23 protein-coding genes are annotated in these 20,501 nt (G+C 72.4%); 10 read left to right on the top strand and 13 right to left on the bottom strand.

Annotation, left to right across the window (positions count from 1 at the left end):
* Positions 1-38: 38 nt before the first annotated feature.
* Positions 39-353 carry a DUF3099 domain-containing protein gene (locus tag E1292_RS18015; RefSeq protein ID WP_132516013.1) on the bottom strand — a complete coding sequence of 105 codons (315 nt, stop codon included), beginning with the start codon at positions 351-353 and terminating at the stop codon, positions 39-41.
* 98 nt (positions 354-451) lie between these two features.
* Between E1292_RS18015 and E1292_RS18010 the strand changes: the two genes are divergently transcribed.
* The gene (locus E1292_RS18010; RefSeq protein ID WP_132516012.1) at positions 452-664 is read left to right on the top strand and encodes a dodecin; all 213 of its coding nucleotides are present in this window, start codon (positions 452-454) and stop codon (positions 662-664) included.
* Positions 665-695: 31 nt separating this feature from the next.
* A complete protein-coding gene (locus E1292_RS18005; protein ID WP_132596368.1) occupies positions 696-1,253 on the top strand; it encodes an arsenate reductase/protein-tyrosine-phosphatase family protein in 558 nt (185 codons plus the stop codon).
* A gap of 85 nt (positions 1,254-1,338) precedes the next feature.
* Here E1292_RS18005 and E1292_RS18000 read toward each other — a convergent pair whose 3' ends face one another.
* Both E1292_RS18000 and E1292_RS17995 read right to left on the bottom strand, forming a co-directional pair.
* A complete protein-coding gene (locus E1292_RS18000) occupies positions 1,339-2,694 on the bottom strand; it encodes a metallopeptidase TldD-related protein (protein ID WP_132596397.1) in 1,356 nt (451 codons plus the stop codon).
* A 62-nt stretch (positions 2,695-2,756) separates the two neighbouring features.
* Entirely contained in the window at positions 2,757-4,250 is a 1,494-nt protein-coding gene (locus tag E1292_RS17995) for a TldD/PmbA family protein (protein WP_132596367.1), read from the bottom strand.
* 77 nt (positions 4,251-4,327) lie between these two features.
* Between E1292_RS17995 and E1292_RS17990 the strand changes: the two genes are divergently transcribed.
* Both E1292_RS17990 and fabI read left to right on the top strand, forming a co-directional pair.
* A complete protein-coding gene (locus E1292_RS17990) occupies positions 4,328-5,023 on the top strand; it encodes a beta-ketoacyl-ACP reductase (protein ID WP_132596366.1) in 696 nt (231 codons plus the stop codon).
* Between the two features lies 1 nt (position 5,024).
* The gene (gene fabI / locus E1292_RS17985; RefSeq protein ID WP_132596365.1) at positions 5,025-5,789 is read left to right on the top strand and encodes an enoyl-ACP reductase FabI; all 765 of its coding nucleotides are present in this window, start codon (positions 5,025-5,027) and stop codon (positions 5,787-5,789) included.
* A 239-nt stretch (positions 5,790-6,028) separates the two neighbouring features.
* On the opposite strand, the gene E1292_RS17980 is transcribed toward fabI, so the two are convergent.
* Both E1292_RS17980 and E1292_RS17975 read right to left on the bottom strand, forming a co-directional pair.
* Complete coding sequence (locus E1292_RS17980) at positions 6,029-6,850, bottom strand: hypothetical protein (protein ID WP_132596364.1); 822 nt, start codon at positions 6,848-6,850, stop codon at positions 6,029-6,031.
* A gap of 127 nt (positions 6,851-6,977) precedes the next feature.
* On the bottom strand, positions 6,978-7,925 hold the full coding sequence (locus E1292_RS17975) for an aldo/keto reductase (RefSeq protein WP_132596363.1): 948 nt from the start codon (positions 7,923-7,925) through the stop codon (positions 6,978-6,980).
* A 216-nt stretch (positions 7,926-8,141) separates the two neighbouring features.
* Here E1292_RS17975 and E1292_RS17970 point away from each other — a divergent pair, with 216 nt between their 5' ends.
* The 6 genes from E1292_RS17970 (at position 8,142) to E1292_RS17940 (ending at position 12,868) form a co-directional block, all read left to right on the top strand.
* The gene (locus E1292_RS17970) at positions 8,142-8,828 is read left to right on the top strand and encodes an MSMEG_4193 family putative phosphomutase (RefSeq protein ID WP_132596362.1); all 687 of its coding nucleotides are present in this window, start codon (positions 8,142-8,144) and stop codon (positions 8,826-8,828) included.
* Between the two features lie 9 nt (positions 8,829-8,837).
* Positions 8,838-9,386 carry a DUF3090 domain-containing protein gene (locus E1292_RS17965; RefSeq protein ID WP_132516004.1) on the top strand — a complete coding sequence of 183 codons (549 nt, stop codon included), beginning with the start codon at positions 8,838-8,840 and terminating at the stop codon, positions 9,384-9,386.
* Positions 9,383-10,147: an SCO1664 family protein gene (locus tag E1292_RS17960; RefSeq protein WP_132596361.1), complete on the top strand. Its 765-nt coding sequence runs from the start codon at positions 9,383-9,385 to the stop codon at positions 10,145-10,147. Before E1292_RS17965 ends, E1292_RS17960 begins: the two co-directional genes overlap by 4 nt.
* A 48-nt stretch (positions 10,148-10,195) precedes the next feature.
* A complete protein-coding gene (locus E1292_RS17955; RefSeq protein WP_132596360.1) occupies positions 10,196-10,846 on the top strand; it encodes an NRDE family protein in 651 nt (216 codons plus the stop codon).
* Between the two features lie 10 nt (positions 10,847-10,856).
* Positions 10,857-12,080, top strand: a complete 1,224-nt coding sequence (gene mshC / locus E1292_RS17950; RefSeq protein ID WP_132596359.1) for a cysteine--1-D-myo-inosityl 2-amino-2-deoxy-alpha-D-glucopyranoside ligase — start codon at positions 10,857-10,859, stop codon at positions 12,078-12,080.
* Positions 12,081-12,496: 416 nt separating this feature from the next.
* Positions 12,497-12,868, top strand: coding sequence for a winged helix-turn-helix transcriptional regulator (locus E1292_RS17940; RefSeq protein ID WP_132596358.1), 372 nt, complete (start codon positions 12,497-12,499; stop codon positions 12,866-12,868).
* A 44-nt stretch (positions 12,869-12,912) separates the two neighbouring features.
* Here the strand turns inward: E1292_RS17940 and E1292_RS17935 are convergent, their stop codons facing one another.
* The 8 genes from E1292_RS17935 to E1292_RS17900 are packed head-to-tail and all read right to left on the bottom strand — an operon-like array spanning position 12,913 to position 20,063.
* A complete protein-coding gene (locus tag E1292_RS17935; protein ID WP_132596357.1) occupies positions 12,913-13,452 on the bottom strand; it encodes a cysteine hydrolase family protein in 540 nt (179 codons plus the stop codon).
* 2 nt (positions 13,453-13,454) lie between these two features.
* Entirely contained in the window at positions 13,455-14,417 is a 963-nt protein-coding gene (locus E1292_RS17930) for a UDP-glucuronic acid decarboxylase family protein (RefSeq protein ID WP_132596356.1), read from the bottom strand.
* Positions 14,414-15,301 carry a glycosyltransferase family 9 protein gene (locus E1292_RS17925; protein WP_132596355.1) on the bottom strand — a complete coding sequence of 296 codons (888 nt, stop codon included), beginning with the start codon at positions 15,299-15,301 and terminating at the stop codon, positions 14,414-14,416. Before E1292_RS17925 ends, E1292_RS17930 begins: the two co-directional genes overlap by 4 nt.
* Positions 15,292-15,966, bottom strand: a complete 675-nt coding sequence (locus tag E1292_RS17920) for an SDR family oxidoreductase (protein ID WP_132596354.1) — start codon at positions 15,964-15,966, stop codon at positions 15,292-15,294. The genes E1292_RS17925 and E1292_RS17920 overlap by 10 nt, the downstream gene beginning before the upstream one ends.
* On the bottom strand, positions 15,963-17,297 hold the full coding sequence (locus E1292_RS17915) for a PfkB family carbohydrate kinase (RefSeq protein ID WP_132596353.1): 1,335 nt from the start codon (positions 17,295-17,297) through the stop codon (positions 15,963-15,965). The genes E1292_RS17920 and E1292_RS17915 overlap by 4 nt, the downstream gene beginning before the upstream one ends.
* Positions 17,294-17,842 (bottom strand): D-sedoheptulose-7-phosphate isomerase, encoded by a 549-nt coding sequence (locus E1292_RS17910; protein ID WP_132596352.1) that lies wholly within the window; start codon positions 17,840-17,842, stop codon positions 17,294-17,296. The genes E1292_RS17915 and E1292_RS17910 overlap by 4 nt, the downstream gene beginning before the upstream one ends.
* 2 nt (positions 17,843-17,844) lie before the next feature.
* Positions 17,845-19,032, bottom strand: a complete 1,188-nt coding sequence (locus E1292_RS17905) for a glycosyltransferase (protein ID WP_132596351.1) — start codon at positions 19,030-19,032, stop codon at positions 17,845-17,847.
* Entirely contained in the window at positions 19,029-20,063 is a 1,035-nt protein-coding gene (locus E1292_RS17900; protein WP_220446910.1) for a glycosyltransferase family 9 protein, read from the bottom strand. Before E1292_RS17900 ends, E1292_RS17905 begins: the two co-directional genes overlap by 4 nt.
* Positions 20,064-20,501: the final 438 nt, after the last annotated feature.

The following is a 20,501-nucleotide window of genomic DNA, read 5'->3' as shown; positions in this document are numbered from 1 at the left end:
GCGTACACCTACAACCCATGGGATGCGTCAAGACTTAGTCACGACCCGATCTCGCGTCGATGCAGCGGTATCTCGGTTTGGTTAGCCTCCGGCGACTGAAAGGTAGGAGGCGGGGCAGCCTGGCCCCTCTCATTGGCCCCGATTACGGCTATGTATGGCAAAAAGACCGCGCCGGCGATGAACAGCAGCCTGTACGGCCACGGAAGCGGCACCACGACCGCCAGGATCAGGCAGATCGTCCGGATGCCCATCTTGATGAGGTAGCTGATCTCACGTTTGCGAATGTCCGCGGTCAGCGACGGCCTGGCGTCTGTGACGGCGTGAACGTCCGGCTTCTTGCGCCACCCCTTCATACCCTCCACGGTAGACCTCGGATGAGCAGGGCGCGACGGCGCCCCCGGACGTGGAGGCAGGTCATGCGATCATGGCCTTCGAGTAAGGAGGACGGGAGATGACGGACCGTACGTACCGGGTCACCGAGATCGTCGGCACCTCGGGGGAGAGCGTCGACGAGGCGATCCGCAACGGCCTCAGGAGGGCCTCACAGACGCTGCGCCACCTCGACTGGTTCGAGGTGACGGAAATCCGTGGCCACCTCGACGCCGGCGAGGTCGCGCACTTCCAGGTCGGCATGAAGGTGGGCTTCCGCCTGGAAGACGCCTGAGCGCCGGGCGCCACCGGCTAGATTGGCCCACGTGAACGGTGAGTTCCGCATCCTGCTCGTGTGCACGGCGAACATCTGCCGTTCCGCCATGGCGGAGGTGATCACCAGGGCGATGCTCGCCGGCACGGGCCTGCCCGCCGCCACGGGGAGCGCGGGGGTGCACGCGCTGACAGGCCATCCGATGGCGCCGCACGCGCTCGCCACGCTCGCCCGGCTTGGCCTCGACGGCCGGGCGCACCGGGCCAGGCAGCTCGACCCCGACCTGGTCAGGTCGGCCGACCTGCTGCTGACGATGGAGGCCGGGCACGCCGCCGTCGCGGTCGGGCTCGACCCGGCCGCCGCGCGCAAGACGTTCACGCTGCCCGAGTTCGCCGCGCTCGCGGCGGGCACGGGGCAGCGCCGCTACCGGTCCGACACCGCGGAGCGCGCGCGGGCGATCGTCGAGTCGGCCGCCGGGCGGCGCGGCCGGCAGCCGGCGCCCGACGTGCTCGACCCCTACGGAGGCCCGCCCGAGGGCTACGACACGTGCGCGAAGACGCTCGGCGAGTCGCTCAGCCACGCCCTGGGCGCCCTGCTGGGCCCCCGCTGAGTCCGCCCGCCCCCGCAGCGGACGGACAGACCGACGACGGACGGACGGACGGCAGACGGCGGACGGACGGCAGACGGCGGCCGGGTCAGCTCGCCTGGCTCACCGTGGACATGTTGAAGTCGGGCACCCGCACCGGCGGCATGACCGTGTTCTGGAAGTAGTCGCCCCACTCCCTCGGCAGCGTGCGCTCGCTCGCGCCCACCTCCGACAGCCGCGCCAGGAGGTCGACCGGGCTCTCGTTGAAGCGGAAGTTGTTCACCTCGCCCACGATCTCGCCGTGCTCGATCAGGTAGACGCCGTCTCTGGTCAGCCCCGTCAGCAGGAGCGTCTGGGGGTCGACCTCGCGGATGTACCACAGGCACGTGACCAGGAGCCCGCGCCTGGTGGAGGCGATCATCTCGTCCAGCGACCTGCCGTCGCCGGGACCCGACATGATCAGGTTGCCGATCCCCGGCGTCACCGGGAGCCCGCTCAGCCCCGCCGAGTGGCGGGTCTGCAGCAGCGCGTCGAGTCGGCCGTCGGTGATCCAGCCGGTCGGCCCCAGCGGCAGCCCGTTGTCGAAGACCGAGCTGTCCCTGTCGGAGGTGTGGGCCGCCACGAAGGGCGCGCACCCGATGCCCGGCGCCCCCGGGTCGCTCGACAGCGAGACGGGCAGCGTGGCCAGCTGCTCGCCCACCCGGGTGCCCCCGCCGGGCCTGGCGAACACCGAACGCCCGTCGAGCGCGTCGCGGGCGCCCGACGACCAGTACATGTAGAGCATCAGGTCGGCCACCGCGCTCGGCGGCAGCAGCGTCTCGTAGCGGCCCGCCGGCAGGTCGACCCGCGTCTTGGCCCACTCCAGCCGCTGCGCCAGCGTGGACCCGAGCGCCGCCACGTCGACGTCGGTGAAGTCGAGTGTGGACACGCCGGTCCACGCCGAACGCTTCATGTCGGCGGACTTGGCGTTGAGCTCGAGCTTCCCGGCCGGCTGGTCGTGGCGCAGCCGCAGGCCCGTGGACGAGCCGAGGAACGTCGTGGTCAGCTTGTGCTGGGCGAACCCGTACAGCTTGCCTCCGCCGGTCTCCGCGGCGGCGAACGCGTCGCCGAGCGCGGGGGCGAACCCGCCGAACACCCCGATGTCGGTCGGTCGTACCGCCTCGCTCCAGTCGGGCGAGGCGGGGACGCCCGCGACGAGGTCACCGGCGTCCTCGGCGGGCCGGGCCTCGCGGGCCGCCGCGTCGGCCGCCGCCACCACGCCGGCGAGCTGGTCCTCGCGTACGGCGGACCGCGACACCACCCCGACGCCCTGCCCCGCGATCGAGATCACGGTCAGCCGCGACGTGCGGGCGACGCCGTTGGTGGTCAGCGTGTTGCCCGCGAAGCGCAGGTTGGCCGTGGACCCCTCGTTCACCAGCACCACGCAGCCGTCGTTGCGGGAGAGCTCCAGCGCCCTCTCCACCATCTCCTGGGGGGAGACGAGGCTTTCCACGGATCCGTGCCCGCCGGTCAGCTCGCCGCGCTCGTTCACTTGCCGCCCTCCTGCACCGTGTTGAGGATCCGCACGCCCCTGAAGAGCGCCGCCGGGCAGCCGTGGCTGACCGGCGCGAGCTGCGACGGCTGGCCCTTGCCGCAGTTGAACGCACCGCCGAGCACGTACGTCTCCGGCCCGCCCACGGCCTCCATCGACTGCCAGAAGTCGGTCGTGGTCGCCTGGTAGGCGAAGTCCCTGACCTGCCCGGCCAGTTTCCCGTGCGAGATCCTGTACGCCCGCTGCCCCGTGAACTGGAAGTTGTAGCGTTGCATGTCGATCGACCAGCTCTTGTCGCCGACGATGTAGAGGCCCCGCTCGACGCCCGCGATGAGCTCGTCGGTGGACGGCCCACCGGGGGCCGGCACGAGCGACACGTTGGCCATGCGCTGGATCGGCATGTGACCGGGGGAGTCGGCGAACGCGCAGCCGTTGGACCGCCCGAACCCCTTCATCAGCGCCATCCGCCGGTCGAGCTGGTAGCCGACCAGGATGCCGTCCCTGACGATGTCGAAGCTCTGCCCCTGCACGCCCTCATCGTCGTAGCCGATCGTGGCCAGGCCGTGCGTGACCGTGCGGTCGCCGGTCACGTTCATCAGCGGTGAACCGTAGACCAGCTCGCCCAGCTGGTCGAACGTGGCGAAGCTGGTGCCGGCGTAGGCCGCCTCGTAGCCGAGTGCCCGGTCGAGCTCGGTGGCGTGGCCGATCGACTCGTGGATCGTCAGCCACAGGTTGGACGGGTCGATCACCAGGTCGTAGTCCTCGGCCTCGACCGAGGGCGCGGCCAGCTTCTCCGCCAGCAGCTCGGGCAGCCTGGCCAGCTCGTCCTGCCAGTCCCAGCCCGTGCCCGTCAGATATTCGTAGCCCCGCCCGACCGGCGGCGCGATGGTCGACATGTCGTCGAACCCGCTCTCGCCCGCCTTCATCGCGTTGAGCCTGGGGTGCACCCGCACCCGCTGCTGGGTGGTGACCGTGCCGGCCGTGTCGGCGTAGAACTTCTGCTCCTTGACCTGCAGCAGCCGCGCCGAGACGTGGTCGGCGCCCTTCAGCAGCCCGGCAGACCAGTCGGCCAGCAGGCCCACCTTGTCGGCCGAGGCCACCTCGAACGGGTCGACGTCGTACGCCGACACCCACACGGTGTCGGCGTGCACCGGCTCCGGGGCCAGCTCGATGGGCTCCCTGTTGATCGGGGCGCTCACCTCCGCCACCCGCACCGCCTGCTCGGCCACCACCGCGGCGGCCTCGGGGGTCAGGTGGATGCCGGCGGCGAACCCCCAGGTGCCGCCCTTGACGACGCGCACGGCGTAGCCCAGGTCGTCGGCGTCCATGGAGCCTTCGAGCCGGGCGTCATAGAGGCTCAGCGTCTCGGCCCTGACGCGTTCGAGCCGGAAGTCGGCGTGCTCGGCGCCGAGGTCGCGGGCGCGTTGCAGGGCGGCGTCCGCGAGCTGCCGCAACGGCAGCTCCAGGAAGTCGGGATCGATCTGGCGCATGTCCACGATCCTAACCCTGCGATCTTGTGTCACCCGGACAAGCGCATACCCGCCGGTAGGAGATAGCGTCAGGTGCCATGGCACGCTCTGTACTCGTCACCGGGGGCAATCGCGGCATAGGCCTCGCGATCGCCCGTGAACTCTCCGCGGCAGGCGACGCCGTCGCGGTCACCTACCGATCAGGGGAGCCGCCCGAGGGCCTGTTCGGCGTGCGCTGCGACGTCACCAGCACGGCCGACGTCGAGGCCGCCTTCGACAAGGTGGAGGCCGAGCACGGCCCGGTCGAGGTCGTCGTCTCCAACGCCGGCATCACCAAGGACACCTTGCTGGCGATGATGCAGGAGGAGACCTTCACCGACGTCATCGACGCCAACCTCACCGGTGCCTACCGCGTCGCCAAGCGGGCCATCAGGCCCATGATGCGGCTCAAGCGCGGCCGGATCGTCCTCATCTCCTCGGTCGTCGGCATGAGCGGCCAGGCCGGGCAGGCCAACTACGCCGCCTCCAAGGCCGGCCTCATCGGCTTCGCCCGCTCCATGGCCCGCGAATACGGCTCGCGCAACATCACGGTCAACGTCGTCTCGCCCGGCTTCGTCGCCACCGACATGACGGCCGACCTCGACCAGGAGCAGATCGTGGCGCGCATCCCGCTCGGGCGCCAGGCCGCCCCCGAAGAGATCGCGCGCGTCGTGCGCTTCGTGGCGAGCGACGACGCCTCCTACATCACCGGGGCCGTGATCCCCGTCGACGGCGGACTTGGAATGGGGCACTGACATGGGCATTCTCGAAGGCAAGCGGATCCTCGTGACGGGCGTGCTCACCGATGCCTCGATCGCGTTCTCCGTGGCCAAGCTGGCCCAGGAGGAGGGTGCCACGGTGGTGCTCACCGGGTTCGGCCGGCTGAGCCTGGTCGAGCGCATCGCCAAGCGGCTGCCGTCGCCCGCGCCGGTGCTGGAGCTCGACGTCCAGAACACCGAGCACCTCGACACGCTCGCGGCCCGGGTGGGCGAGCACGTCGACGGCCTCGACGGCGTGGTCCACTCGATCGGCTTCGCCCCGCAGAGCGCGCTGGGCGGCAACTTCCTCAACACCTCGTGGGACGACGTCGCGACCGCTCTGCAGGTGTCGACCTACTCCTTCAAGTCGCTGGCGGTCGCCTGCCTGCCGCTCATGAAGGAGGGCGGGGCCGTCGTCGGCCTCGACTTCGACGCCTCCAAGGCGTGGCCGGTCTACGACTGGATGGGCGTGGCCAAGGCGGGCCTCGAGTCCTGCAACCGCTACCTCGCCCGCGACCTGGGCAAGCAGAACATCCGCGTCAACCTGGTGGCGGCCGGTCCGCTGCGCACGATGGCCGCCAAGTCGATCCCGGGCTTCAAGGAGTTCGAGGACAGCTGGCCGGAGAAGGCCCCGCTGGGCTGGGACCTGTCCGACACGGTCCCGGCGGCCAGGGCGTGCGTGGCACTCATGTCCGACTGGTTCCCGGCGACGACGGGCGAGATCGTCCACGTGGACGGCGGCGTCCACGCCATCGGCGGCTGAAACGCCGTCCGCCGGGGCTCGGACGAGACGGCGGCGGACGTCACCGGCGCTCCGACGCGGCGGCGGCCGTCGCCGGCGCCGAGGCGGTCGCGGCCGATCCCGGTGCTCACGCCTGGCGGCATCACTCGGGCCAGGCGGCCGCGCTGGATGCCTGCGGTGCCGGGGCCGGCGGTGGCGGTCAGGCCAGGCGGTCGCAGCGATGCCCGGTTCCAGGTTCGACCGATGCCGGGCGGTGGTGGTCAGGCCAGGCGGTGGCGGCCGTTGCCGGCGCGGGCCGGCTCGAAGGGGATCGACTCGGTGGGTTCGCTGCGGCTGCGGCGCTGCTGGACGATGCGGGCGGCGAGCACCGCCGACCCCAGGAGCGCGATGGTCAGCGCCGTGCCCAGCACGTCGGAGGCGGGCGGGCTGGGCCGCACGACCCGCTGCTGCTGCATCGGCACGGTCAGCTCGTGCGCGAACGGGTTGGGCCACAGCAGGTCGACCCGCGGCTCCTCCGGGTCGGCCCGCTTCTTGTCGGCCAGCGGCCGGCGCGTGTCCATGAGCTGCGGCCGGCTCTCCGGCCTGCGCGTCCTCGACGTGCCGGGCACGGACGAGGAGTCCTTCTGGCCCGCGCGCGGCCGCGCCGGGCGCCTGGCCGGGGACGTGGGCGGCGACAGCGTGCCGTAGACCTCGCCGTCCGCGCAGGAGGGCTCCGGCAGGCACTCGCCCTCGGGGGACTCCCGCTCCTGCTCCGTCGTCCTGGGCGACGGCGACGGGGACGGCTCGCCCGTCCTGGCCGTCTTGGGCTTGGTGGTCGGCACGACCCTGCCCACCCTGCCGAGCACCTCGTCGGTGGTCTTGTCGAGGCCGTCGGTCACCTTGCCGGTGGCCCCGCCTGTCAGGGTGTCGACCGTGCCGGTGACCGCACCGACGACGTCGCACAACGTGTTGGTCACCCCTGAGAGCAGGCCGCCGCCCCGCGTGCAGTCCTGGGTGGCGGCCGCCGCGGCCGGTGCCGCCACCGGAACGGCTCCCAACGCCACCGCGAGAACTCCAGCCGAGATCGCGGTCCTGCTCCCCATCCGTCCCCTCCTGCGTTGCCTCAGGGAGAAATCCTGATGGACATCCCCGGTGGGACGCAGGCGTTTTCCGGGTAAAGTTGCGATTCGGTATCGACTAGTGATACACGAGAGAGTCTCTCGTTCCCGGTCAGTCGAGTGACGACACGTCATCGAGGGCCTCTCGGATCTCTATGGGCAGCACCACGTCTTCGGCCGGCAGGATGCCCTTGAGCTGCGCGTGCGTACGCGCTCCGACGATGGCGGAGGCGACGCCTGGCTGGTCGCGCACCCAAGACAGCGCCACCGCCAGGGGCGAGACGCCGAGCCCGTCGGCGGCGGTCGTGACCGATTCGACCACGCGCCGGCTGCGCTCGTCGAGATAAGGGCGGACGAAGTCGGCGAAGTGCGGGGTGGCGGCGCGCGAGTCGCCAGGGACGCCGGCGCGGTATTTGCCCGTCAGCACCCCCCGGCCCAGCGGCGACCAGGCCAGCATGCCCACGCCGAGGTGGGTGGCGGCGGGCAGCAGCTCGCGCTCGGGCTCGCGGGCCAGCAGCGAGTATTCGGCCTGCGCCGAGGTGATCGGGATGCGGCCGGGAACCATCTTCTGGGTGATCGCGGCGGCGGCCAGTTGCCAGCCGGCGTAGTCGCAGACGCCGGCGTAGACGGCGCGGCCGGAGGAGACGATCGCGTCGAGCGCGGCCAGCGTCTCCTCCAGCGGCACCTCGGCGTCGTAGGTGTGCAGCTGCCAGAGGTCGACGTAGTCGAGCCCGAGCCGGTTGAGCGAGTCGTCGACGGCGGCGATCAGGTGGCGCCGTGAGGCGTCGCGGGGCCGCCGGCCCGTGGGGGTGACCACGGCCTTGGTGGAGATCACCAGCTCGGAGCGCGGCACCGAGTCGCGCAGCATGCGCCCCAGCAGCCGCTCGGAGTCACCGCCGGTGTAGACGTCGGCCGTGTCGACGAGGTTGCCGCCCGCGTCGAGGAACGTGCGGAGCTGGGCGGCCGCCTCGTCCGTGTCGGTGTCACGCCCCCAGGTCATCGTGCCGAGCCCCAGCCTGGACACCGACAGTCCGCTGTGGCCGACATAGCGCTGCTCCATGATCCCGCCAGGTTACCAACAAGAAACCTGCTCAGCAGGCTGCCGCTCCGCTGTTGTCGGTGGTCAGGGCTGTAACGGCGGCCAGCCATACGGTTTTCTCATCGGCGGGCAGGAGATTGCCCGGCGGGCTGTCGTCCGGGTCCACGGGGGAGCGGGCGGCCCGTCGCGCGTCCGGGTCGATGAGCCGTTGTGATCGACGCCTGCGACACTGGCAGGGTGACCACGTTGCTTCTCGCCCGGCACGGGCTGACGGATCTCACAGGGCCGGTGCTGGCCGGCCGTACTCCGGGGGTGCACCTGAGCGAGGCGGGCAGCGCGCAGGCCGCGGCGCTCGCCGGGCGCATCGCGGGCGTCGGGCTCGACGCCATCGTCTCCAGCCCGCTCGAACGATGCAGGGAGACGGCCCAGGCGGTCGCCGACGGGCGCGCGGCGGAGGTGGTGATCGACGAGCGGTTCATCGAGTGCGGTTACGGCGAGTGGACCGGGCGGCCGCTGAAAGAGCTCGCCCGCGAGCCGCTGTGGCAGGTCGTGCAGGCGCATCCGAGCGCGGTGGCCTTTCCCGGCGGCGAGGCGCTGACGGCGATGCAGCATCGGGCGGTCGCGGCGGTCAGGGAGTGGAACGAGCGGGTCGGGGAGAAGGGTGTCTACCTGGTCTGCAGCCACGGCGACGTGATCAAGGCGATCGTCGCGGACGCTCTGGGCCTCCACCTCGATCATTTTCAGCGGATAACGGCCGATCCTGGAGCGCTCACCGTCATTCGCTATGCGCCCTTGCGTCCCTTTGTGCTCAGGCTTAACGATATGGGGGAATTGAGGCTTCCCGAGGATTCGGAGGAGAAAGACGGGGGAGAAAACATCACCGGGAGCGATGCTGCCGTCGGCGGCGGACCCGGAACCACGTAAGGTCAGGCTATGCCGGTCTTCGACTACGACCCACCAGAGAGGTTCGTCGCCGGTGCCTTGGGGCAGCCGGGCGCGCGGGTCTTTTTTCTGCAGGCCAGGGCCGAGGGCAGACTGACCACGGTGGCGCTGGAGAAGTTGCAGGTCGCTGCGCTGGCGGGCAGGCTCGACGAGCTGCTCGACGAGGTGTTGCGCCTGAGCGGGGGCACCGCGCACGTGCCCGCGCTGGCTCCCGCCGACCTGGCCGACGACGCGCCCCTGGACGTGCCGGTCGCGGAGGATTTCCGGGTGGGGACCATGGCGCTCGCATGGGACTCGGACAGGTCGCAGGTGGTGATCGAGGCGCAGGAGGCCGTCGACGAGGACGACCTCGACGGCCCCGACCCCGCGGTGCTGCGCGTGCGCATCAGCGCCGGGGCCGCCCGGGCCTTCACCCAGCGAGCGCTGCAGATCGTCGCGGCGGGCCGCCCGCCGTGTCCCCTGTGCGGCCAGCCGCTCGACGCGGCCGGTCACGTGTGCGTGCGACTCAACGGCTACCGCGGGGGTGAGGCGGCTTCATGACCGCTCCTGAGAGCGAACCGGCCGTCAAGTCGTCCCAGCCGCCACCCCTGCACGAGGACGAGGCCCACACGCTCCTGCGTGACGGCCGCCTGGAGGTGGCCGGCCGCCTGGTCGAGGCGACCAACATGACGCTCTACTGCTCGGTCAAGCTGGGCTCCCGCACGGCGGCCTGCGTCTACAAGCCCGTACGCGGGGAGCGCCCGCTGTGGGATTTTCCCGACGGCACCCTGGCCGCCCGCGAGGTGGCCGCCTACGAGGTGTCACAGGCGACCGGCTGGCGCATCGTGCCGCCCACGGTCTACCGCGACGGTCCTTTCGGGCCCGGCATGTGCCAGCTCTGGATCGACACCGAGCGTGAGATCGACCTCATGCGGCTGGTCAAGAGCCGCAACCCGGTCGTGCGCCGGATGGCGGTGTTCGATGCCGTGGTCAACAATGCCGACCGTAAGGGCGGTCACCTGCTGCCGCTGCCCACCGGCCACGTCTACGGCGTCGACCACGGGGTCTGCTTCTCCGTCGAGGACAAACTGCGCACGGTGCTGTGGCAGTGGCGCGGCAAGCCGCTGGCCCGCGAGGCGGTGGCGGTGCTGGCCAAGCTGGAGCGCGACCTCGAGTCGGGCTCGCTCGGGCGCAGGTTGCGCGAGCTGCTCACCCCGGCGGAGGTGGAGGCCACCTGGCAGCGCGTCAGGCGGCTGCTCGACACCGGCGTGCACCCCTACCCGCCGGAGGGCTGGCCCGCCATCCCCTGGCCGCCGATCTGACCCGACCCCGGGCGGTACGCGACTTGAGCCGTTTATTACCCTTTGCCCATGTGCACGCTGATCGTGAGAACCGGGCGGCCGCTGACGCTCATGGGTGTGAGAGACGAGTTCACCGACCGCCCGTGGGAGGGCCCGGGTGAGCACTGGCCCGAATACCCGGGCGTGATCGGCGGGCGCGACCTCAAGGCCGGCGGCACCTGGCTGGCCGTCAACCCGGCGGCCCGCCGGGCCGCCGCCCTCCTCAACGGCCACGGCCGGGCCGCGCAGGAGACCACGAAGATCTCCCGTGGCGACCTGGCGCTGCGGGCCGCGTACGGCGGAGACTTCCCCGACGCCGACCTGACCCGCTACGACCCCTTCCATCTGGTGCTGGCCGACCTGTCGCGGGTGCGGCTGTTCAGCTGGGACGGCGAGCGGCGCACCGAGGCCGAGCTGCCCGAGGGCACCAGCATGGTGGTCAACACGGGCCTCGATCCGAAAAGCGAGCGGGTGCTGGCACACCTGCCCAGATTCGCGGAGACGAGCGGCTGGCACGACCTGGCCGCGGCGGAGCCGTCCTCCGACCCGGCCGCGCTCATCGTCCGGCACGAGCTGGCCGACGGCCGCGTCTTCGCCTCCCTTTCGGTCATGGAGGTCGAGATCGGGACCGGCGGCGTGACGTACGACTTCGCCGACCTGACCGCAGATCGGGACGGATAGGCTCGAAGACATGCGATCGTGGTCTGCCCCGAACATACCCAAGCTCCCTGGTGAGAGCATCCCGCTGCGTCTCCACGACACCTCCGCGAAGCAGGTCCGGCAGACCGATCCGGGGCCGACCGCCAGGATGTACGTCTGCGGCATCACCCCCTACGACGCCACCCATCTCGGCCACGCCAACACCTACCTCGCCTTCGACCTCGTCGGCCGGTTGTGGCGCGACGCGGGCCACGAGGTGCACTACACGCAGAACGCGACCGACGTGGACGATCCGCTGCTGGAACGGGCCACGCAGACCGGCGTCTCCTGGCGCGAGCTGGCGGAGCGGGAGATCGAGTTGTTCCGCGGCGACATGGAGGCGCTGCGGATCGTGCCGCCCCGCGAGTACGTCGGCGTGACCGAGGTCGTCGACCAGGTCGCCGATCTGATCGCCAGACTCTCCGCCAAGGGGGTCACGTATGATCTCGACGGCGACGTCTACTTCAACGTGGCCGACGCGCCCAAGTTCGGGCAGGTCTCCGGCTACGACGAGGACGAGATGCTGGCGCTGTTCGCCGAGCGCGGCGGCGACCCCGACCGGCCGGGCAAGCGGCACCCGCTCGACTGGCTGCTGTGGCGCGCCGAGCGGCCCGGCGAGCCCGCCTGGGACTCGTCTCTCGGCAGGGGCCGGCCCGGCTGGCACATCGAGTGCACCGCGATCGCCCTCGACAACCTGGGCGCCGGTTACGACGTGGCCGGCGGCGGCTCCGACCTGATCTTCCCGCACCACGAGTGCGGCGCCTCCGAGGGCCACGCGGCCACGGGGGAGTGGCCGTTCGCCAAGTTCTACACGCACGCCGGCATGGTGGCGCTCGACGGCGAGAAGATGTCGAAGTCTAAGGGCAACCTGGTCTTCGTCTCCAAGCTGCGCGAGAAGCACGACCCGATGGCGGTCCGGCTGGTGCTGCTGGCCCACCACTACCGCGCCGACTGGGAATACGTGCCCGAGCTGATGGCCGAGGCCGAGCGCAGGCTGGAGCTGTGGCGCCAGGCCACGGCGCTGCCGTCGGGGCCGCGCGCCGGGGAGTTGGCGGTCGCGGTGCGCGAGCGTCTGGCCGACGACCTCGACGCGCCGGGCGCGCTGGCCGCCGTCGACGCCTGGGCCGCCGAGGCGCTGGCCGGCGAGGGCCCGGACACCGGCGCGCCCGGCCTGGTCAAGGACCTGGTCGACGCCCTGCTCGGCGTGGAGCTCTAGCAGGGGAGAGGCGGCTGATCAGCTCCCGCCGGCGGGCGGCTGATCGGCGGCCGCCCTCCTGAGACGGCCGATCGGTGGCCGCCCGCCCGTGGTGGCGGGCGGGCGGCCCGTTCACAACCAGGTGGTGCCCAGCCAGGCGGTCACGGCCGCGGTGGCCAGGAGGGCGATGTTGAGTCCGATCACCCGGACTTCGCCGCGGGAGACGTGACCACGATTCCGCCGATCCGGACCAGGACGAGGCCGATCGCGGCGGCGACGGCGAGCCACGGCGCGATCCAAGCGCGGCGATGATCCAGTAGGCGATGGTCATGAGGGCTCCGAGCGCACGGTTACCGTTCGTGAGTTGCACCGTCATGCGTCACTATTGAGAGCCCTCCAAAAGGCACACGCGTGTGCGTTACGCACAAGGGGCTGTCGTGTCGGAGTACGAGCACACCTGCATGATCCGCGGGAACGGCGGCCGGACGATCCGCGCGATCCTTGACCGGATCTGCGACAAGTGGACCCTGCTGATCGTGGCGACCCTTGATCAGCAGCGGCTGCGCTTCACCGACCTGCATCGGCAGATCCCCGGGATCTCCCAGCGGACGCTGACACTGAGGAACCTGGAGCGCGACGGCCTGGTCTCCCGGACGGCGTACGCGGAGGTTCCGCCGAGGGTCGAATACGCGCTGACCTCCACCGGGCGGAGCCTCATCCCGCCCGCGCTGGCCCTCGCCGGCTGGGCCATCAGGCACATCGAGCACATCGAGGCCAGCAGGGCCGCCTACGAGACCCGGGCCCGATGAGCTCCTGGCCGAGAGCTCTCTCGAGGTGCCCGGCGGGGCCCGCGCTAGGTGAGGCAGCCCCTGGCCGGGGTGACCTCGGCCGACATGTTGCGCTCCATCATGCGCAGCGCCGCCAGCCCGAGGTCGCGGTGGATCGCCGCCACGCAGTCCGGCGGCACCATGATCGAATAGTGCCGGATGTACGCGTCCAGCGCGCTGTACAGGATGCACTGCTCGGTCACCTGGCCCGCCAGCAGGACCGTGTCCGTCCCCAGCTGCCCGAGCAGGTACTCCAGCGGCGTCCCGAAGAACGCGCTGTGCCGCACCTTCGGCAGGAACGAGCAGTCCTCCGGGGGCACGATCGGCTCCACCAGGTCCGGCCGGTGGCCGCCGAGCGCCCGCGTCACCAGGTCGTCCCTGGTGGCGGTGAAGTCGCCGTAATTGTCGTTGACGTAGATCAGGTCCACGTCGTCGCGCGACCGTGCCCGGCCGATGAGCTCGACCAGCGGGGGCACGATCGGTTGGACGGCGCGCTCCAGCTGCTCGGCGTCCGCGTGCTCGTACGGGTTGAGCATGTCGACGACGACCATCGCGGTCCGCGCCATGATCAGACCTGCAGCTGTTCGAGCTGGTCCATCGAGGCCAGCTCGGCGGTGAACCACTCGATCGTGCGCCTGAGCCCCTCGGCCGCCGGCACCCGCGCCCGCCAGCCCAGCTGCTCGGCCGCCAGCGACGTGTCGGGCCGCCTGACCTGGGGATCGTCGGCGGGACGGTCGATGAAGACGATCTCCGACGACGACCCGGCCAGCTCCTTGATCATCGTGGCAAGCTCCAGCATGGTCAGCTCGTCCGGGTTGCCGATGTTGACCGGGCCGCCGAAGTGGCTGCGGGCCATCGCGAGGATGCCCGACACGGTGTCGTCCACATAGCAGACCGAGCGCGTCTGCGAGCCGTCCCCGGTGATCGTGATCGGCTCGCCCTTCAGCGCCTGCCTGATGAACGTCGGGATCGCCCGGCCGTCGAACGGGCGCATGCGCGGCCCGTAGGTGTTGAAGATGCGCACGATCCCGGTGTCGGTGCCGCGCGAGTGGCGGTAGGCGGTGGTCAGCGACTCGGCGAAGCGTTTGGCCTCGTCGTAGACGCTGCGCGGGCCGACCGGGTTCACGTTGCCCCAGTACGTCTCGCGCTGCGGATGCTCCAGCGGGTCGCCGTACACCTCGCTGGTGGAGGCCAGCACGAACCTGGCGCCCTTCTCCCTGGCCAGCCCCAGCGCGTGCAGCGTGCCGGCGCTGCCCACCCGCAGGGTCTCGATCGGGTAGCGCAGGTAGTCGGCGGGCGAGGCGGCCGAGGCGAAGTGCAGCACGAGGTCCAGCCGGTCGGGCACGTGTATGTACCCGGTCAGGTCGCACTCGATCAGCCGGAACTCCGGCCGGTCCATCAGATGCTCGACATTGCGTGGCCCGCCGGTCAGGAAGCTGTCCATGCAGACCACCTCCGCACCCTCATCCAGCAGCCGCTCGCACAGGTAGGAGCCGAGAAAGCCGGCGCCCCCGGTGACCAGAGCCCTCATGACGTGACCTCCAAGGCAGCGTCGACGACTTCGGAAACTTCGATCTTCAACAGGCCGGGATCCGGCCGCTCGCCGTGCGGATCTCCGTTCCGCCCGGCCCACAAAGCCACGTGACGCCAGCCGGGCGGCGGCCCCCACAGGGCGGGGGAGACCGGCCCGAACAGCACCACCGACGGGACGCAAAACGCCGTCGCCAGGTGCGCGACCCCGGTGTCGCCGCACACCACCAGCCGCGACCGGCTGACCAGGTCGACCAGGTCGGCCATGGTGGTCCGCCCGGCCAGCACCCGCGTGGACGGCAGTCCCGCCAGCTCGGCGACCCGCTTGGCCAGCGGCGTCTCCTCGGCGTTCCCCGTGACGACCACGTCGTCCAGCGCGGCGGCGACCTCCGCGAAACGTTCCGGCGGCCAGCGCCGGGCGGGGTAGGCGGCACCCGGGTGCACGATCGCGGGCCCCGTACGGTCGGAGACGCCGAGCGTCAGGTCGGCGGGGTCGGCGTCGATGCCGTGCCATTCCAGCAGCCCGCACCAGCGCCGCACCTCGTGCACACCGTCCGGGTACGGCGGGCCCGTGCCGAAGCTGATCAGCCGGCCGGGATCGGTGTCCCGCAGCGCCTCGATGCTCTGCGGGCCCTTGCCGTGCAGGTTCACCGCGATGTCGGGGCGCTCGAACGGCACCCTGTCCATGGGGATCGGCCCCGGCCCCGACACGTCCACCTGCGCGTCCACCGCCCCGGTCAGCGGCGGGAGGGCGTCCAGCGCCCGCGGCGCCGCCAGCGTGATCCGGTGCCGGGGAAAGGCCTGCCGCAGCGCCCGCAGCGCGGGCACGGCCGTGAGCAGGTCGCCCAGGCCGAGCCCGCGGAGCACCAGCAGATCTAGGGCCATGACGTCTCCGTGGACGGGCAGACGACGAGCTCTCTCACCTCGCATCCGGCCGGCTGCCGCAGCGCGAAGACGATGGACTGGGCGACGTGGGCCGGATCGTTCAGCCCGGCCTCGGGCCCCGGCTTGTACTGCTCGGGACGGCCGTCGAAGAAGCTCGTACGCATGCCGCCGGGGATCAGCAGGGTCACCCCGACCTCCCCGCGCAGCTCGGTCGCCAGCGCCCTGGTGAAGCCGACCACGCCGAACTTCGACGCCGAGTACGCCGACGCGTCGCTCAGCGGCCGAAGACCCAGCGTCGACGCGCAGGTGACGACCGTGCCGCGGGTGTGCTTGAGATACGGCAGCGCCGCCCGCACGACGGAGGCCGTGCCGAGCAGGTTCACCCGGATGACCCGCTCCCAGTCGTCGGCGGGGACGTCCTCCAGGCGCCCGCACGCGTCGATGCCCGCGGCCGTCACCACGCCGTCCAGGCCACCGGCCCGCTCGGCCAGCTCGCGGACGGCGCGCTCGGCCTCCCCCCGGTCGGCCAGGTCGGCCGTGACGTGGTCGAAACGCTGGTCGGGCGCTCGGACGTCGACGACCAGCGGCCGCCAGCCCTCCTTCTCCACGGCCTCGGCGGTGGCCAGTCCGAGCCCGGAGGCTCCCCCGGTGACGAGAATGTTCACTGGATCTCCTTGATCAGATTGGTGGTCGAACGCCCCGGCAGCGTGCTCAGCACGACGGTTTCCGCGCCGAGCCTGCCGAGGACCTCGCATTCGGGCAGGACCTCCCCCGCGTAGTCGCCGCCCTTGACCCACACGTCGGGCCGCAGCCGCTCGATGGCGGCCGCCGGGGTGTCCTCCTCGAACACCAGCACGGCGTCCACGCAGCTGAGCGCCCTGAGCACCTCGACCCGGTCGCGCGCGTCCACGATCGGCCTCGGCGGGCCCTTCAGCCGGCGTACCGAGTCGTCGGAGTTGACGCAGACGACCAGCGCGTCGCCGAGGGCCCTGGCCCGCCGCAACAGGCTCACGTGGCCCGCGTGGAGCAGGTCGAAGCAGCCGCCCGTGGCGATCAGCCGGCCACCCTGAGCGCGGGTGAGCTCGGCCACCTCCAGCGCCGTGCGCGGCCGGTCGCCGAGCCGCTGCTCGCGGACCTTGACGGTGGCCGCGCCGCCGCGCTCGACGAACCGCGAGGCCTCGCCGACGCCGATCGTCACCGCGTCCTGCACGTCGGTGCCGTCACGCAGCGCGAGCGCGGCGGCGGCGGCGAACCGGTCGCCCGCCCCGCACGCGTCCTGCCCGGCGGCGCGCACCGGCGGCGGCACCGCCGTCAGCGGGCCGCCCTCCACGGCCAGCGCGGCGCCCCGCTCGCCGGTCGTGACGGCCACCGCCCTGGCCTGCATGGCCCTCACCAGGCAGCGGGCCGCCTGGTCAGGGCCGTGATAGCCGTCGGGGCACAGGAGCCGGGCCTCCGCCTCGCTCGGCGTCACCAGCGCGCAGCCGGGCATGGGCCGTTCGCCCCGGGGATGCGGGTCCCACACCACCGGAACGGCGACGTCGCGCAGCAGCCCGCGGGCCATCCTGGCCACACCCCTGCCGTAGTCGGACACCAGCACCGCGCCCGCCTGGAGGATCGCCTGCGCCGCCTCCTCGCTGGGGGCGTACCTGGCGGCGCCGTCGCCGGTGTCCAGCCTGACCAGCGTCTGGCCCTTCGACCTGATCCTGGTCTTGCGCACGGTCCCGCCGCGCAGCGGGAGGCGTACCAGGTCGAGCTCCTCGGACAGCAGCCCGCACAGGCGGTGGCCGTCGGGGTCGTCGCCCATCGCGGTGATCAGCACGACGTCGGCGCCGTCGCGGGCGGCCAGCAGCGCCGCCAGGCCTGCCCCGCCGGGGCGGGCCTGCTCGGCGGCCACGTCGACCACGGGGACCGGCGCGTCGGGGCACAGCCGCTCCGCGTCGCCTTCGACGTCCACGTCCAGCAGCGAGTCGCCGATGACGACGAGCGGTCCCCTCACAGCGCCTCCTCCACCGCGTCGCACAACAGGTGGATCAGCGCGAGATGCACCTCCTGCACGGTGGCCGTCTCCTCCGCCGGCACCGCGACCGCCTCGTCGCACAGGCCGGCCAGCGGGTTCGGCGCGGGGCCCGTCATGGCCCAGGCGACGATCCCGCACTCCTGCGCCGCCGCGGCCGCGGCCAGCACGTTGGGGCTGCGGCCGCTGGTGGACAGACAGATCAGCACGTCGCCCGCGCGGCCGTGCGCCAGCACCTGGCGGGCGTAGACCTCCTCGTGGCCGAAGTCGTTCGCGATCGCCGTCAGCGCCGAGCCGTCGGCGTGCAGCGGGATCGCCGCGTACGGCCGCCTGTCGTGCCGGAACCTGCCGACCAGCTCGGCCGTCAGATGCTGGGCCTCCGCGGCGGAGCCGCCGTTGCCGCAGGCCAGCAGCCTGCCTCCGGCGGACAGCACACCGGCCAGCTTCCCACCCCAGGCCCGGACGGCGACCGCGTGGTCGTCGACCTTCTCCAGCGTGTTCCAGAGCTTCTCCAGATGAGCATCCATGATCAACCCCCCAGGGCCGCCAGATGGCCGACCTTGCCGTCGATGACCTGCGCGTACACGGCCTCCGTGCGCTCGGCCACGCGGGCCCAGCTGTACCTCTCGCGGGCCCGGCGCGCTCCCGCCGCGCCCAGCTCCGCCCGCCTGCGCGGGTCGCCGAGCACCTCGCGCAACACCCTGGCCAGGGCGCGCGGGCGGCGCGGCGGCACCAGCACGCCGGCGCCGGCGACCGTGTCCAGGTGGCCGCCGACCGCCGAGGCCACGACGGGGACGCCGCACGCCATCGCCTCCACCGGCACCATGCCGAACGGCTCGTACCACGGCACCGTGACGACGACGTCGGCCGAGCGCATCAGCGCCGGCACGTGCGAGCGCGGCACGCTGCCGATCACGTGTACGCGGTGCTCCATCCCGTACGCCCCCGCCAGTTCGCGCAGCCGGCGCGCCTCCGCGTCGTCCTGGCCGCCGCCGGCGATCACGAGCTCGGCGCCGGGCACCCCGCGCATCGCCCTGACGACCGTGTCGACACCCTTGCGCGGCACCATCCTGCCGATGCTCAGCACCAGGCTGCCCTCGGTACGGGGCGCGACCGGCCCCTCCGGGCAGAACGCGGTCAGGTCCACCCCGCACGGCACGACCGCGACCCGCTGCTCGGGCACGCCCATCGCGCGCAGCTCGTGCACCTCGTCGGTGCAGGTCGCGAGCACGGCGTCGGCCCGCTTGGCGATCTCGCGTTCGGTGGCGATCCGGTGCGCGGGACTGGTGTCCGCCCCGCCCTGCCAGCGCCGCTTGACGGTGCCGAGCGCGTGGAACGTCTGCACCACCGGCACTCCGGTGGCCGCCTGCAGGGCCGCCTGCCCGCTCATCCAGAAGTGGGCGTGCACGATGTCCGGCGGGCGCGCGGCCCACCGGTCCGCGAGCCGCTCGGTGAACTCCGGCATGTACGGAGGAAGCTCGTCCTTGGGGACCTGTGCCGCGGGGCCGGCGGGGACGTACTCGACCGTGACGCCCGGCGCCATGGTCACCGAGGCGGGCTGCGAGCCGCAGGTGCGCCGGGTGTGGACGACCACCGTGTGCCCGCGCTCCGCCAGCGCCACGGCCAGCGCGGCGACGTGCACGTTCTGGCCGCCCGAATCGACGCCGCCCACCGCGGCCAGCGGGTCCGCGTGCTCGGAGATGAGATCCACCTTCACTGCGTCAGCTCCCTCACTGCCTTGACCACCTGCTCGCTGGTCACCTGGGACAGGCATGGGTGCCCGGGCACCGGGCAGGTGCGCGCCCTGCTGTCCAGGCAGGGCGCCTGCTGGTCGCCGAGCAGCACCGTGGGCACGCCGTACGGGGCCCACCGGACCGCGGGGACGACGGGGGCGAACAGGCTCACGACCGGAGTGCCGACGGCCGCGGCCAGGTGCGCGGGGCCGGTGTTGCCGGCCACCAGCACGCCCGCGTGCTCGATCACGGCGGCCAGTTCGGCGAGCGTGGTCATCCCGCCCAGGTCGACGGCGACGTCTCCGGCCACGTGGGCGGTGAGATCACGTTCTGTTCCGGTCACGACGACCTGGTGCCCGTCCTCGGCCAGCTCCCGCACCGCCTGCCGGTGCAGATCGGCGGGCCAGGTTCGGGCGGGGGCCGAGGTTCCGGGGTGGACCACGACGTACGTGCGCTTGTCAGCGCCGGACGTGTTCCCCAAACGAGCCGAAATATCCGGCAATGGCCGCTGAACGGCGAGTTTCCCGTCATCGTCCGGCGGCAGCAGGAACCCGGCCGCCGCGGCGACGGCCAGCATCCGCTCCGCCTCCGGCACGTCGACGCTCTCGTCCACGACGTGCCTGACGTCCAGCAGCGAGCCGGGATAGTCGTTGCTGATGGCGGTGATCCGGCGTACGCCCGCCAGCCTCAGCAGCAGCGCCAGCGGCAGCGCGGACTGGTGGAACGACGTCAGCACCACCGCCTCGTCCACGCCGCGCAACCGGCCGACGAGGCAGGCGACGTCGTTCCTGCTGACCGGCGGCGGGGTGTGGTCGATCCACGGGGCCTGCCACTCGACTACCCGGTCCACGCCCGGCAGCAGCTCGGCGGCCGCCCTGCCGTTCGGGCCCGCCAGGAAGACCACCTCGGCGGCCAGCGTCCGCACGGCCCTGACGGCGGGTCCCGCGAGCAGCACGTCACCCGCGTCGTCCAGGCGTGCCACGAGCACCCGCCCCCTGCCGGCGCCGCTCCGCACCGGCTCTTCCTGCTCGGCCGCGTCGCGCCCGGAGCTGTCCTGCCCGGAGCTGTCGCGCCCGGACCTGTCGCGCCCGGACCTGTCGTGCACGGCCCGGTCGCGCCCGGTCCTGCCCCGCCGGCCCCTGCTCGTGTGCTCGCCCGCGCGTCTTCCGGCGCCCCCGCGTCTGCCGCCACCGGGCCTGCCGGTGTGGGCGGGCGCGCCGGCCGGCCCGCCCTCTGTCCGGCACGGGTCCGAGCCGCACGACACGGTTTCCGCCCAGCGAGCGCTCATCGCCGTGCCCCCCATTCCCCTCGCAGCCGGTGCGCGCAGGCGACCGGCGGGATCACCACGCTGGTGACGACAGCACCACCGCCTCGTCCACGCCGCGCAACCGGCCGACGAGGCAGGCGACGTCGTTCCTGCTGACCGGCGGCGGGGTGTGGTCGATCCACGGGG

This window comes from Nonomuraea deserti, from assembly GCF_004348685.1.
In the GTDB taxonomy this organism is placed as follows: domain Bacteria; phylum Actinomycetota; class Actinomycetes; order Streptosporangiales; family Streptosporangiaceae; genus Nonomuraea; species Nonomuraea deserti.
This window is presented reverse-complemented; position numbering and strand designations above follow the sequence as displayed.

Coding starts and splice junctions, on each gene's coding strand:
- E1292_RS17990 (WP_132596366.1), top strand. CDS start 4,328: ATGGCACGCTCTGTACTCGTCACCGGGGGCAATCGCGGCATAGGCCTC.
- E1292_RS17975 (WP_132596363.1), bottom strand. CDS start 7,925: ATGGAGCAGCGCTATGTCGGCCACAGCGGACTGTCGGTGTCCAGGCTG.
- E1292_RS17930 (WP_132596356.1), bottom strand. CDS start 14,417: ATGAGGGCTCTGGTCACCGGGGGCGCCGGCTTTCTCGGCTCCTACCTG.
- E1292_RS17960 (WP_132596361.1), top strand. CDS start 9,383: ATGACCGCTCCTGAGAGCGAACCGGCCGTCAAGTCGTCCCAGCCGCCA.
- fabI (WP_132596365.1), top strand. CDS start 5,025: ATGGGCATTCTCGAAGGCAAGCGGATCCTCGTGACGGGCGTGCTCACC.
- E1292_RS17965 (WP_132516004.1), top strand. CDS start 8,838: ATGCCGGTCTTCGACTACGACCCACCAGAGAGGTTCGTCGCCGGTGCC.
- E1292_RS17925 (WP_132596355.1), bottom strand. CDS start 15,301: ATGGCCCTAGATCTGCTGGTGCTCCGCGGGCTCGGCCTGGGCGACCTG.
- E1292_RS17995 (WP_132596367.1), bottom strand. CDS start 4,250: ATGCGCCAGATCGATCCCGACTTCCTGGAGCTGCCGTTGCGGCAGCTC.
- E1292_RS17980 (WP_132596364.1), bottom strand. CDS start 6,850: ATGGGGAGCAGGACCGCGATCTCGGCTGGAGTTCTCGCGGTGGCGTTG.
- E1292_RS18010 (WP_132516012.1), top strand. CDS start 452: ATGACGGACCGTACGTACCGGGTCACCGAGATCGTCGGCACCTCGGGG.
- E1292_RS18000 (WP_132596397.1), bottom strand. CDS start 2,694: ATGGTGGAGAGGGCGCTGGAGCTCTCCCGCAACGACGGCTGCGTGGTG.
- E1292_RS17955 (WP_132596360.1), top strand. CDS start 10,196: ATGTGCACGCTGATCGTGAGAACCGGGCGGCCGCTGACGCTCATGGGT.
- mshC (WP_132596359.1), top strand. CDS start 10,857: ATGCGATCGTGGTCTGCCCCGAACATACCCAAGCTCCCTGGTGAGAGC.
- E1292_RS17910 (WP_132596352.1), bottom strand. CDS start 17,842: ATGGATGCTCATCTGGAGAAGCTCTGGAACACGCTGGAGAAGGTCGAC.
- E1292_RS17935 (WP_132596357.1), bottom strand. CDS start 13,452: ATGGCGCGGACCGCGATGGTCGTCGTCGACATGCTCAACCCGTACGAG.
- E1292_RS18015 (WP_132516013.1), bottom strand. CDS start 353: ATGAAGGGGTGGCGCAAGAAGCCGGACGTTCACGCCGTCACAGACGCC.